A 14909-nucleotide genomic window follows, 5' to 3' on the forward strand; every position below is an offset into this window, starting at 1 on the left:
GCTATTATGATTGATAATAGCTTATAATAGATAACACATGAAATACTACCTTCTTGCAGGAGAGGCTTCCGGTGATTTACACGGTTCCAATCTTATGAAATCCATTCTTAAAGAAGATCCCAAGGCAGAATTTAGATTTTGGGGTGGCGATCTTATGCAGGCAGTTGGCGGCTCTTTGGTAATACATTATAAGGAGCGTGCATTTATGGGATTTTTAGAAATAATAACTAATCTTCTAAAGATACTAAAATTAATAGGGTATTGTAAAAAAGATATTACGCAATACCAACCAGATGCGCTTATCTTTATAGATAATTCAGGATTTAATTTACGTATTGCAAAATGGGCAAAGCCATGTGGATTTAATACCCATTATTATATCAGTCCACAGGTATGGGCATCTAGACCTGGACGTATCAAGACGATAAAATCTACTATTGACCATATGTATGTAATCTTACCTTTTGTCAAAGATTTTTATACAAAACACGATTATAATGTTGAGTTTGTTGGTCATCCTTTGATCGATGCTATTTCTGAACATAATCAGGTCATGCCAGAGGCCTTTAAAGCTGAATACAAATTAGATGAACGCCCTATTATTGCAATATTACCAGGAAGTAGAAAACAAGAAATTCGAAAAATGCTTGAGGTAATGCTTTCTGTGGTAGATGATTTTCCTGATTACCAATTTGTCATTGCTGGTGCTCCTAGCCAAGATACCTCTTTCTATACGCCTTTTATCAAGAAAGAAGGGGTTCATCTTATTATGAATAAAACTTATGATTTATTAAGTTTAAGTAATGCAGCATTAGTAACTTCTGGAACCGCTACCTTAGAAACAGCATTATTCAAAGTACCGCAGGTAGTATGCTATAAAGGAAGTTATATTTCTTATCAAATTGCAAAGCGAATCATTAACCTAGATTATATTTCTCTGGTCAATCTTATTATGGATAAACCTGTTGTAAAAGAATTAATCCAAAATGATTTTACTTCTGAAAAACTCAAAGAGGAGCTTTCTATTATTACCGATGATTACAAAAGAGCTGTTATGTTTTTGGATTACTATGATCTAGAAAAAAACCTTGGAGGTAAAGGAGCTAATGAAAAAACCGCCAAATGCATTATTAATGCTATAAAAGAGAAATAAGTGATTCCTCCATTATTTACGAACAACTTATAATTGTTTTGTATAGTAATTCAGGATTTACTGGCTTATGAAGAACAGTTGCAATACCTACCTCATCAAATTTATCTTTATTCAACTTTTCTGAGATTGCTGTCAACGCAACAATTGGTATTTTTTTATCATATTCTTTGATGTATTTTGTTGCTTCAAAACCATCCATCTTGGGCATCATAATATCCATTAATATCATAGAGTATTTATTACTTCTTACCATATCGACTGCTTCTTTCCCATCATAAGCTGAATCACATGTAAAACCATAATCAGAAATTATTTTTTTAGTTATTAACTGATTTACTTTATTATCCTCTACCAGCAGAACATTTATATTTTTTTGCAATTCATCTCTACTATCAGCAAATATCTTATTTTCCTCAGCACTTTTTTCAGGAATATCAAAATCAATCTTAAACGAAATTTTAGTTCCTTTTCCTGGTTTGGATTTTATAGTGATACTACTATTATGCAACTCTAGTATTTTTTTTGCTATAGATAACCCTAACCCAGTACCTCCAAATTTTCTATTTATTTTTACTGAGCCTTGATCAAAGTTTTCAAATGCTTTATCTATTTGTGCCTTGGTCATCCCCATACCAGTATCTTTTATAGAAAACTTGATTTTGGCCTTATCCTCTGTTTTTGATTCTAACATAACCTTTATATCAATATCTCCGTATTTGGTAAACTTTAGTGCATTATCCAATATTTTAAGAAATACTTGAGACACCTTAAGCATATCCCCCTTAAGGTTTTCAGGGATATCACTATCTATTCTTTTATGAATTGTATTATTATTCCCCTTCATGTCTACAGAAAAATCTATCAGGTTATCTAATAAAGTTTTTAAATCAAAAATTTCATGTTTCAACTCAAACTTCTCTTTTTCAAGATTGTTTAGATGAATAACATCGATAAGTAATTTCAATAAATGATCACTAGACATAGAGATCAGTTTTAATTGTTTTTTTTGACTTATTGTTAATTTTTCTTTTTGTAATAAGAAGACAATTCCTTTTATGGTGGTAAGGGGTGTAAAAAGCTCATGGGTTACTGAATCCAAAAAATCCGATTTTGCTCTTAACGCTTTGTCAACTTTTTCATTTGCTTCTTTTAGTTTATTATTACTAGAACTCAACAAAGCATTCACTTTTGATTTATATTTAGATTTTCTGTATTGTGCTACGCTCAATACAATTAACCCTATAATAAATACACTCGAGAATAGAATAATGTACTTATTCGTTTTTATTTGGGATTCTTTTAGTTTATTCTCTACTTTAATTCTTTTATTTTCTTCTTCTTTAAGGTTTAATTGACTCAACAAGGTAAGATCAGCACTAATTTCTTTTGTTTTTTTATCTAAAAAAGAAGAAAAAGCAACCGCAGATTTTTTATAAAAAAAAGCTGCTTTTTTATAATTTCTTTTATTTGCATAATAAAGCCCTTTTACAGAGAGTAATCTCCCTTCAAAACGTAACGTATATTCATAAATACCCTTTTCTACTTCTATATTATTAAAACAATTTTTTACTTTTTTAAATTTATTAAGATTAACATAAGCCTCTGATAAAAAAAGGTTTAAGTGCCCTCTTCTGTTTTTTTTTACCTGTGCTTGATCAATAGCTTTCAAGGATTTTAGAGCATGTTCTAAAACTTCACTCCATTTTTTATTTTTTGCATAGGCGAAACAAAGATTATAATTAATATCAATTAAATCTTTAACCTCTCCATTCTTTCTCAATAAATCTTCTGCTTTAAGCCATGCCTTCAATTTTTCATCATGCTTTTTGAGCCTAGACTTAAATACCCCTAAATGTTCATAATATAGTCCTAATTCCCTATTATCTTTTAACCCTTTAATAATTTCCAGATTACTATTTAAATATTTCTTGATTTTTACCGTATCTCTTTTACGAAGAAGAAAATCTATTTTTGCTCTGTTTACTTCGATTTTGAGATAAGGATCATCTATGTTTTTCACTAATTTCTCTACCTCTTCCAGTAAATAAATTCCACTATCTCTTTTCTCTTTAGTGATTCCTAAAAGTGATTCTGATTCTTCATCTGTTACACCCAAAATTAATTCTGAAGATTTTTTTAAAATATGCCTTATGCTATCAATGCTTATTTGGTTATTAGAACCCTGAGCTTTCACAGGTATTACGCTCAAGTTAATCAGTAAACACAAGGCATATATATAGGCATAGGATTTCATTTTTAAAGAGTTTGATTTTCAACATATTAATATATCAAAAAAAAACCACTACCTATCATAAGTTTTAAACAAATTATGTAAAAATACACCTACAATATTTTGTCATATTTTACGTCACATCAAGAGTACTTTTCTTATAATTCAAGTAATCATATATATCTTAATTAATTTTTAAATTTTTGAAATTGTTATACAAAAACACGTACTTTGTTATAAACCCAAATCAAATGAAAAAAATAATTATATATCTTCTGATCGCTGTTTTACATATTTCCTGTGGAAGTTCTTCTAAAAATAAAGTCGTTATATCCTCTAAAACAAGAGCTACTCATAAAACCAATAAAACTCCTAGTACTAAAAAAATTAAAAGCATCGTAAAGTATGCCAAAACTTTTAATGGCACTAGATATAAATATGGAGGTACTACAAAAAAAGGAATGGACTGTTCTGGATTAGTCTATACATCATTCAAAAAAGAAAATATTGTTCTGCCTAGAACCTCAAAAACTATGGCTACTCAAGGTAAACCTGTATCTCTAAAAAAAGTTACTGTTGGAGATTTACTTTTTTTCAAAACCAATAAAAGAAAAAACGTTATCTCTCATGTTGGTCTAGTAATAGAAACCAAAGGAGTTATTAAATTCATACATGCCTCAACATCTAAAGGGGTGACGGTATCTAGTCTAAACGAAAAATACTGGAATAAGTGTTTTGCTAGCGCGAGACGAGTACTGTAAATCAACACAACACATTTTTATTTTTTTTTAGAAAACAAAAATCGTAGTTTCAAAAAATGAGACTATGATTTCATATCATTGCATCATAAACAACTGAATTTCAATTTCAACAGTGTTTTATGAAGCTTCTTAACATCCCTTTTATTTTCATAACGATTTCAACAGGTGTTGGAATTCTACTTGGTTACTACTATGTTGATATTGCTATTAATGCTCTTCTTCTTATTTTTTTCATTTCAACATGTATTCTAAGCGGCACATGGCAGCAATCAAAAAAAATGTTCAGTAAAGGACATTTTTTTACCTTTTCAATGATTCTTTTCTTTATCATTTTTGGAATAACGCTAGTAAAAATTCATAATCCAAAAAACCAACCAAATCATTACATCAACCATATCAATCTAAACCACAAAGGTCCTATCGGAATACGATTTTACATTAAAGAGCAACTAAAACCTTCTTCATACTACAACAAGTATATTGTTTCTCTTAGATATATAAAAGATGAAATGGCAAATGGTTTAGTACTACTACGGATTCCAAAAGATAGTATCTCCCCCTCTTTAGAAATTGGTGATACTTATACACTCTATACTAAAATAAAAGAAATCCCCAAACCACTGAATCCACTTCAGTTTGATTATTCAAAATATCTAAATAAACAATACATATATCACCAAATTACTACTAAGTCTTATCAACTCATCCATAACAAAAGAAAGGAATCTTCTCTACCTCAACTTGCGTATCAAATAAGAAAAAACATCAATTTATCCTTGAGTTCTTATTCTTTTTCCAACAAACAACTATCTATTATTAATGCGCTAATACTAGGTCAGAAACAAAACCTAAGTAAAGACACCTTTAATGAATATAAAGATGCAGGAGCTATTCACATTCTGGCTGTATCTGGGCTACATATAGGAATCATCTTGTTACTTTTAAACAGTATAACTTCTCCTCTTAATAGGCATAAAATTGGAAAAACTCTTCAATTAATCCTAATTATATTATCTCTGTGGTCTTTTGCTATTATAGCTGGATTATCACCTTCTGTACTTAGAGCAGTTACTATGTTCTCTTTTCTATCAATAGGAAAACATATGAGATCAAAAACCAGTACTTTAAGTTCTCTCTTTATTTCAGCATTTGTTCTTTTATGTTTCAACCCCTTATTATTACTTTCTATTGGTTTTCAATTGAGTTATCTGGCTGTACTTGCCATCATCTTGATACAGCCACTTATTGTCAAATTTTATGCTCCCAGATTTTATATCTTCAAAAAATTATGGGAGACATTCACTGTTACAATAGCAGCTCAGATAGGTTTATTACCAATAACACTCTATTATTTTAACCATTTTCCAGTTCTATTTTTTGTTTCTAATCTTATCATTATTCCTTTTTTAGGAAGCATTCTTGGAATCGGGATTATTGTTATCCTTCTTGCTTCTCTACATATTCTTCCTGATTTTATAAGAAACTTATTTTCTGATTGCATTAGTACAATGAATTACATTGTAGCGTGGACCGCACAACAAGAAAACTTTATAATTAGAAATATTTATTTTTCTAAAAGTATGCTCTTTTCCTTTTATCTTATCTTGATTTTTGCAATCACAACCAGTAAATTACACCTAAGAAAAAGGCTTGTCTGGCTAACTGCTCCACTTCTTTTATTTATTGGTATTCTTATCTATGAAAAACAAAGTAAAGCAGCTATAGAAGAATTAATTATATATCACACTCATCGTAATACAACCATTGGTTTTTTAAAAAACCAATCTCTTAGAGTATATAGTAAAATTCCTTTATCTGAAAAAACCCAAACTTTTTTATTTGGTAATTATTTGACACAAAATCAAGCCTCTCTTGATACTACGACACAATTAAAAAACAAATATCAATATAAAAAACAAAACATCCTTATCATAGATAGTTCTTGCACTTACAACACCCAACTCTATTCTCCTGACATCCTTTTACTATCTGGTTCACCAAAAATACATCTGGATAGGGTTTTATCAATTCTGAAACCCAAACAAATTATTGCAGATGGTAGTAACTATAAAAGCTATATAGATCGATGGGAAATTAGCTGTAAGAAACAAAAAATCTCTTTTCATCGTACAGATAAAAAAGGAGCTTTTGTATTGAAATAAGGCTGTTCAAAACCCTAAAGTGATACTACAGATTTTTTTATATATTCTTTTCTAATGGAGAGTTTTACTTCTTTAATTATCTTATATAGCACTGGTATACAGTCTCTAGCAAGACTAGTTTGACTATTAAAAAGCACACAAATGCCTAAATCTTCTTCAGGGTAAATTGCAATTTCACTTCTATAATCATTAACACTTCCACCGTGATGAAAAACCATATTTGGCTTTTCTAATTCTTTATCTGTGAGGGTATGAATCCTCCAGCCTAGCCCATAAAAAGAAGCTGCATATCCAGGCCATTTTTGATAGTATTGCCTTCTGCCAGTCACCTCTATTTTTGGATTAAACACATAATCCATTGTATCGGGCATCATAACTTCAGGGTTATTACCTAATAAAAATTTCATCCATTTTGCCATATCAGAAACACTTGCATTAATCCCTCCTGCTGCAATAGCATTATTATAATACTTCTTATTAATCTCTATAGAATTCCATCTTTTGTTACGACGACGATGGGGTTCTGCTACATTTTCTGATTCTTTAATTGCTTCATAGCTTGCTGAAGCTGAAGTCATTTGTAGTGGTTCAAAAATCTTATCTCGTATAACTTGCTTAAAAGGCATACCAGTAACTTCTTCTATAATTGTACCACTCAATGCAAAAACAGCATTTTGATAGCTATATATTTTACCTGGTTTATCTATTGGAGTAACTTTCTTAAACTGGTTTGCAATCGTCTTTATAGGCACTCCATCTTCTACAAGATTCGTATAACTATGATATGGTAGGCCAGTAGTATGAGATAATATATGTGACAAGGATATTTTTTTGGTTTGCCCTAAATTAGAGAATCTAAAATCAGGAACATACTCTACTATTTTATCATCCCAATCAAGCAAGCCTTCTTCTACATGTATTCCTGCCAATATTCCTGCAAAACCCTTAGATACAGAACCTATTCTAAAAATAGTTTCTTCATTGATCTTATCTTGTAAGGCTACATTTCTTTTACCATATCCTCCTATATAAACAACAGAATCACATTTTACAATCCCGATTGCAGCTCCAACAATTAGTTTTTCTTGTATCGCTTTTGCAAAATAGGTGTTAATAGAATCAATTAATCTTTGTTTATATTCTTCATCAGGAGAATTAAAGTTTTCTGATGATACCACTTGAGCAGATTGTGGTTTTTGAAATGTTGTAGGCTGTTGTCTTGCGGAAACATAAGAAACAAGTAGCACAAGTAACAACATAGTCGGGGAGGCTATGGTTATTATCTTTCTCATAAGTAGGTAGGACTCAAAAAAAAGTAAATACAACTCAATAAAGTAAGTATTATTTTAACGTAGGTATATATTAATTACTTCAGATCATATGAGCTATACTCTCCTGTCTTTTCAAATCAGATTTGGGTATTAAGTTTATGGTTTATATATGTATATAACGTACAAGTTCTCAATTCATTGTGTATGCAACTATCTAATAGGCTCTAGTTACATTATTTAATACTTATAATTAAGAAATAAGAACGCACATAAAACCTTCTTTGACTATACAACTAATCAAGATTTACATAAAATTATATTCTGTACGATTTTAATTTTCAAAAGTACTCACAAAAGACTCTTCATACTTTTGCCAAGCTGCTTTGGTGGTTAATTTTTTATAATCATTAGAATAGATCATTTTTAAGTAGATCTCTAATTGCTGCGGAGTCTTATACCCAACTACAGGAGCAATTAAATTTCCTTTCTCATCAAAAAACACCATGCTTGGATAACCACTAATTTTTAATGCATTTGCAAAAAAGTGTTGACTATTTCTACCTTTTCTATCTGGGTTATAGTTTGGGTTTTTATAGGTAAAATCATTGTACTCTACCTCTTCTGTTCCTTCTGCATTAAATTTTACTGGATAGTAATTCTTATTCACAAAAGACACTACATCTTTATTATGGAATGTTTTTTTATCTAAGAGTTTACAAGGCCCACACCAATCGGTATAAACATCCATAAAGATTTTTTTAGGTTCTTTTTTTTGAGCCTCTAATGCATCATTCATCGTCATCCATTTAATTTCTTGAGATTGAGCAAAAAAGCTCATTAGAAATACAAATAGAACAAGTAGGTTTTTCATAGGTTTTCTTTTTATTGTGTTTTGTCAATCTCATTTTTATAACTAGTCGGAAACAAAAACTGTTCCTTATATAAAAAATCACTTTGCCTTTGGGAAAGCAAGTAAAATTACTTAATATTTATCGCACTCCATGCATTAGTTTTTTAACAATCGGTTCAAAAAGGATAGAAATTACTCCCACCACAACAGACACAATAGTCAACATCCAAAAGAAATAGCTAATCCCCTCGGTATCTGCAATCTTATCAATATTCTCTCCGAATTTACCTGCTCCTTTCATTCCAATAGCAACTGCTAAATACCAAACTCCAAACATAAAAGCAATCATTCTGGCAGGTACAAGTTTACTCACATATGAAAGTCCAACAGGGGAAATACATAATTCTCCCATAGTATGGAACAAATAGACCAAAATCAACCAAATTATACTCACTGAAGCTGTTTTTGCTCCTGGTTCAATTCCATTGGCCCCAAAAGCTACACAAGCCATCCCTATTGCTAACAAGAACATCCCTATACCATACTTCATATTCGCAGATGGATTGTACTTGCTTTCCCACCACTTAGAAAACAATGGTGCAAAAGCAATTATAAACAATGAATTCAGTATCGAAAACCAACTAGCTGGAATTTCTACCGCACTGTTGATAGACGAAATAGTGGCTGTGGTTTCTGATGCTTGATCCAAGTCATATTTGATTGAATGTGCTATTTTCACCAATATCTCGTCTCCCACATTTAGAAGACTCTTCTCTTCAGAAGAAATCTTTATTTTTTTAGAAACAGACTTTCCAAAGCTGTTGGTAATAACGACATCTACATTATTAACCGTTGTTCCAAAAGCCCCAGGTTTTGATTCTTTAGAAAACCCTACAACATTGGCAGCAAGGCATTCTCCCACTTGATTTCCTTTCCCATCAATCAGATATCCATTTTCTATTTTATTCTTCCCCTTAGATTCCTCTTTCTGATCATAAATCGAAAGGCTTTGAATATCTTTTACCTTTATAACATCATTTTCTTTATATGCTTCTGAAGAAATTATTTTCACCTCTTCTGTTTTTCCATTAACATTGCTATAGATAATATTATAAGAAGATGCTTTAAACTCATTAGAGATCATCCAGATAGTAACTCCCCAGACAATCACAAAACTAGTAGCCAAAATAATATTCGACCATTTATACTTGGCAAAGGTTTGTTTAAACAAAAGCCACAATACCCAAGTAATTATTCCCAAAGGCACTATCGCTATAAGCGTGTTTATTACTTTGAAAATATATGCTGAGGTTCCTTCCAGTATTCTATCCGTATAATCTTTAGCAAAAACTGTCAGTGTATTCGGCGACTGTTCAAAAATTGCCCAAAAGAAAATGGTAAGAAATGCAAAAAACGTAACCGCTATTAATTTTTCTTTTGTCAACTGAGAATACTTTGTTAACCTGTATATTAACAGCCCTAAAAACAAGACAAGAGCTGTTATAATTACAAAATTATTTCCTTCCAGTCCTAATATTTGAAAATCAAAAATATTAAAAGAACCTTCTGATATCTTAGCCGCTGGATCATTCAAAATCCATAAGATCCCCACAACACTACAAATTGTAATAAGTACTAGTTGTCCTTTTGAAAAAGGTACGCGTTTATCATTATCATCTTCTGATATTTTTACCTGTTCTTCTTTCTTAGGTTTTAGTCCAATATCTCCAAAAATATTTTGTGCTAGCCAAAATTGAATTAGCCCAAAAAGCATAAAGATTCCTGCTAATCCAAATCCATAACTCCATCCGACTTTTTCTCCCAAATATCCGCAAAGTAAAATTCCGAAAAAGGCTCCAGCATTCACTCCCATATAGAAAATCGTATACGCCCCATCTTTTTTCTCTTGATGATTCTTATACATTTCGGAAATAATAGAAGTTATATTTGGCTTAAAAAAACCATTTCCAAACACCAGTAAAGCTAATCCCGTATATATGAAAAATGGTGTTTCTACAGCCATTGCTCCATGCCCTAAGGTCATCAAGAGCGCTCCGACTACAATTGCCCAACGAAATCCAATAATCTTATCTGCAAAATACCCCCCCAACATAGTAGAAAGATAAACCAACCCTACATACGAACCAAACAATGCCGAAGCATGTTCTCTAGGCCATCCCCAACCTTCATCAAATAATGATGCCGTAAAAAACAATACTAAAAGAGCGCGCATTCCATAAAAAGAAAAACGCTCCCACATTTCTGTAAAAAACAGCACAAACAATCCTGCTGGGTGACCTAAAACTTTATCCTTAAAAAAGTCATTGGTATCTGTAATATTTGAGTTCATCGTTTTCTTTATTCTAGTTATCAGCTAATTCGAATCCTTCTGCTTCTTCGTTTCTCAAATCTCTTTCATTATCTTCTGCTCCATGTGTTAATACCTTTAGTTTTTTCAGGAATACTATTAATAACAACCCAAAAATAACTGTAAACAAGGTAATCATCATAAATATGTTATACTCTAATGCATTTTGCTGCTCTTCTATTTTAAATGAAACACTATAATCTTTTCCATCTCCTTTATTAACTTCTATTTTAGCCTTTTCCTCATCTTTTTCGAATAACAATTTGGTATGATATGGATTTTCTTTCGTTACATTATTTTCTTTTAAGTACGCTAATAACTGAGAACTCTCATTGTTCCCTTCTGAATTATCAAGAACAAACAACGAATTTAAAGATGTTCCTCTCTCATAATCCGTAAATGCTACTTTGTCTCCTTGTGGGTATAATGCCGCTCTTATTTCAAAGTTTTTATCACGATTAATCGCATAGTCCTTTTCAGTAATTTCTTTACCATCTACATCTTTGGTGTACGCTGCTTTATCTACGAAAGAATAAACAGCTTCTTTACTGGCAATCACCTTTCCTTCATATGGTTCTAATTGAGAAGATTCTCCAATTGCTCCTGCCAGTTTATTTCCAAACCCAGTACATGCAAAATATATCCCCATCATAATAGAAGCGTATTTTACTGGTGCTAACTTAGTGATAAACGATAAGGCTACTGGCGAAGCACATAACTCTCCAATAGTATGAAATAAATAAGCCATAAAAATCCAAAACATTGCTGCTTTCCCAAAGTTCTCTGTAGCAGCTTCTTTAGAAGCAAACATCATAAATATAAAACCTAGCCCCATAATGATTGTTCCGATTGCCATTTTGAACAGGGAAGATGACTCTTTTCCTTTTTTACGCCACCATATCCAAAATCCAGCTATTACAGTTCCAAAAATGATGATATATCCAGCATTTAGTGATTGGAATACAGCTGCTGGTATTTCTTGTAACCACTCTGGTCCTCCAAATCCAGTAACTCTATTTACTTTTACATCTGTATACAGGTTCATCAAACCTCCTGCCTGCTCAAATGCTCCCCAGAAAACAATTACAATCAAGAAAGAAATCAGCAATACAATTACTCGGTCTTTTTCTATTTTGGTCAATGGTTTTTTAGCAGCCTCTTTATTTACAGATTCTTTTGCTCCAATAAAATCACCTACTCCTACCAAGTACTTCTGTCCCCACATGTATACGATCTGTCCCAGAACCATTCCGATTCCAGCCAATCCGAACCCCAAGTGCCAACCGTATTTCGCCGCTACAATTCCTACAATAATCCCAGCTAAAAAGGCTCCAAGGTTAATTCCTATATAAAAAAGTGTAAACCCTTTATCTCTTCGGATATCTCCTTCTTTATACAATCCTCCCACCATCGTAGAGATATTAGGCTTCAAGCATCCAACCCCAAGAATCACCAAAGCTAGCCCTCCAAAAAAGGCTGTACTTGTCGGGATCGCTAATATCCCATGCCCTAAACACAACAATAACCCTCCCAACATCACCGTCTTTTTCTGACCCAGCCATTTATCTGCTATAATTCCTCCTGGAATAGACATCACGTATACCAACATGGTATACCATCCATACAACCACAACGCTTCTTTTGTTGTCCAACCCAGTCCTGGATCATTAGCCGTGGCCGAAGTTGCAATATACAACACTAGTAGTCCTCTCATTCCATAGTACGAGAATCGTTCCCACATTTCTGTAAAGAATAGTACGAACAACCCTATCGGGTGCCCAAATAGCTCTTTTTGGTGAGCTGCTTTAACTGTATTTGCCATTATGTATGTTTAATTAATTATAAGTTGTTTTTTATGAAGTTAGTCATCTTATTGTATAAATGTAATCTAGTATTACCACCATAGATCCCATGATTTTTGTCGGGATAAACTGCCCAATCAAAATCTTTATTTGCCTGTACTAATGCTTCTACCAGTTGCATTGTATTTTGCACGTGTACATTATCATCTGCACTACCATGTACTAGTAAGAATTTTCCTTTTAATCCTTTTACAAAATTAATTGGTGAATTATCATCGTATCCTTTTGGATTTTCCTGTGGAGTAGTCAAGTATCTTTCTGTATAGATAGTATCGTAAAATCTCCAGCTGGTTACAGGGGCAACAGCAATTGCCATTTTGAATGTATCAGGAGCTTTAAACAAGCAATTGCTTGACATAAAACCTCCGTAACTCCATCCCCAAATTCCTATTCTGGAAGCATCAACATATGGTAAACCACCAAAATGTTTTGCTGCCGCTATCTGATCTTGTACTTCTAGGTTTCCTAAATCATTTTGAGTAGCTTTTTTAAACTTAGCCCCTTTCAATCCCGTTCCTTTTCCATCAACACAAGCTACAATATATCCTTGTTGTGCTAACATCATATACCAATAATCATTTGCACTACTCCAAGAGTTTTTTACCGATTGAGATCCTGGGCCAGAATACTGATACATCAACAATGGATATTTCTTGGTTACATCAAAATCTTTTGGTTTAATCATCCAAGTATTCAATGTTTCACCATTGACTTCTATTGTAGAAAACTCTTTTGGGCGGACATCATATGCTGCAAGTTTCTCTACTAATTTTTTATTGTTTTTAATCTCACGAACAACTTTTCCTGTCTTACCATCGTTAAGAGTATATTCATAAGGAGTTGTTGCATTAGAAAAATAATTGATGTAAAAGCTGAAATCTGCACTAAACTCAGCATCATTCGTTCCTTCTTTTTGACTTAATCTCTTTTTATCTTTCCCGCTAAGTGTTACAGCATAGATATCTCTGTTTACACTTCCGTTTTCTACACTTTGATAATAGATATTTTTATTCTTTTTATCATAGCCGTAATAATCAGTTACCTCCCAAGTACCTTTTGTCAACTGATTAATTAACTCCCCAGATTCTTTATAATGATAGATATGGTTATACCCATCTTTTTCACTTGTCCAGATAAAACTATTGTCATCTAAGAATGTAAGATTATCAGTAATATCAATATATGCTTCATCTTTTTCATTAAGAACAACTTTTGGTGCTTTGGTCTTAGCATCTACAAAAATTAAATCCAGATTATTTTGATGTCTGTTTAATACTTGTACACTCAAAATATCTGGATTTGCTGTCCATTTGATTCGTGGGATATAAAAATCTTTATAATCTCCCAGTTTAATTTCATCTAAACTCATTGCATTTATATCTGCAAGATACAGAGAGACTTTTGCATTTTTCTCACCTGCTTTAGGGTACTTAAATACTTGTTGTTTTTGGTATAAATCTTTACCATATACATCCATAGAGAATTCTGGCACTTCTTTTTCGTCAAATCTCAAAAATGCAATTTTATTACTATCTGCACTCCAGTCAAAAGCTCTTACAAAAGCAAATTCTTCTTCATACACCCAATCAGTAATCCCATTAATAATTTCATTTTTCTTACCATCATCTGTCAATTGAACTTCTTGACCAGTTTCAAAATTGAGCATATATATATTGTTATCTAAAACATATGCTATCTTTTTACCATCAGGCGATAAAAGAGGGGATTGTATTTTTTTATCACTTACCTTAAAAATTCCTTTTGAGGGCACATCATAAATATGATAAATTCCTTTTGAAGAGTGACGATATATTTGCTCTAGCCCACTAGAAAGCAAAATTCTATTCTCATCCTTACTAAAAGAATATCCTTGAAACGAATCAAGATTATCTATAAGAGATGTGCTTACTAATGTTCTAGCTTTCTCACCAGTTTTATATGTATATACTTCAATATTGGTAGCTCCAGAAGTTCCATCTCTCTCTATAACCGAATACTCGGTTCCGTTTTTCATAGAATGTAATGATTGTAATCCTTCTGTTCTAAAAGCTCCTCTCCAAATTTCTTCGAGAGTAAAAGCTTTATTTTGTGCCGATATGGCTAGGGTAATAAAAAATGTTATTGTAAAAAACAATTTTGTAATTTTCATCTTATATTTTTAAAAATTGTTAACGCCAAGAATAATAAAAAATCCGTGAAAAATACAACAATTGCTGTTAAATACCATAAAACAACAGCCACATAGAGGCTTT

General features: G+C 32.0%; 9 protein-coding genes. 3 read left to right on the forward strand and 6 right to left on the reverse strand.

Translation table 11 applies throughout. From position 1 onward, the window contains the following. The first annotated feature begins 37 nt into the window (after positions 1-37). On the forward strand, positions 38-1153 hold the full coding sequence (gene lpxB / locus CVD18_RS03275; RefSeq protein WP_103864015.1) for a lipid-A-disaccharide synthase: 1116 nt from the start codon (positions 38-40) through the stop codon (positions 1151-1153). Positions 1154-1169: 16 nt separating this feature from the next. Here the strand turns inward: lpxB and CVD18_RS03280 are convergent, their stop codons facing one another. After that, a complete protein-coding gene (locus CVD18_RS03280) occupies positions 1170-3407 on the reverse strand; it encodes an ATP-binding protein (protein ID WP_103864016.1) in 2238 nt (745 codons plus the stop codon). Between the two features lie 227 nt (positions 3408-3634). On the opposite strand from CVD18_RS03280, the gene CVD18_RS03285 reads away from it, so the two are divergent. After that, positions 3635-4144 carry a C40 family peptidase gene (locus CVD18_RS03285; RefSeq protein WP_103864017.1) on the forward strand — a complete coding sequence of 170 codons (510 nt, stop codon included), beginning with the start codon at positions 3635-3637 and terminating at the stop codon, positions 4142-4144. Positions 4145-4263: 119 nt separating this feature from the next. Then, the gene (locus tag CVD18_RS03290) at positions 4264-6306 is read left to right on the forward strand and encodes a ComEC/Rec2 family competence protein (RefSeq protein WP_103864018.1); all 2043 of its coding nucleotides are present in this window, start codon (positions 4264-4266) and stop codon (positions 6304-6306) included. A gap of 14 nt (positions 6307-6320) precedes the next feature. Here CVD18_RS03290 and CVD18_RS03295 read toward each other — a convergent pair whose 3' ends face one another. The 5 genes from CVD18_RS03295 to CVD18_RS03315 form a co-directional block, all read right to left on the reverse strand. Then, on the reverse strand, positions 6321-7598 hold the full coding sequence (locus CVD18_RS03295) for a serine hydrolase (RefSeq protein WP_103864019.1): 1278 nt from the start codon (positions 7596-7598) through the stop codon (positions 6321-6323). A gap of 310 nt (positions 7599-7908) precedes the next feature. Next, positions 7909-8448: a thioredoxin fold domain-containing protein gene (locus CVD18_RS03300; RefSeq protein WP_103864020.1), complete on the reverse strand. Its 540-nt coding sequence runs from the start codon at positions 8446-8448 to the stop codon at positions 7909-7911. Positions 8449-8566: 118 nt separating this feature from the next. Further along, the gene (locus CVD18_RS03305) at positions 8567-10777 is read right to left on the reverse strand and encodes a peptide MFS transporter (RefSeq protein ID WP_103864021.1); all 2211 of its coding nucleotides are present in this window, start codon (positions 10775-10777) and stop codon (positions 8567-8569) included. A 13-nt stretch (positions 10778-10790) separates the two neighbouring features. Beyond that, positions 10791-12617 (reverse strand): peptide MFS transporter, encoded by a 1827-nt coding sequence (locus tag CVD18_RS03310; protein WP_103864022.1) that lies wholly within the window; start codon positions 12615-12617, stop codon positions 10791-10793. 17 nt (positions 12618-12634) lie between these two features. Beyond that, entirely contained in the window at positions 12635-14806 is a 2172-nt protein-coding gene (locus CVD18_RS03315; protein ID WP_103864023.1) for a S9 family peptidase, read from the reverse strand. Positions 14807-14909: the final 103 nt, after the last annotated feature.

Origin of the sequence: Aquimarina sp. I32.4, assembly GCF_002924285.1 — a bacterium.
GTDB lineage: Bacteria > Bacteroidota > Bacteroidia > Flavobacteriales > Flavobacteriaceae > Aquimarina.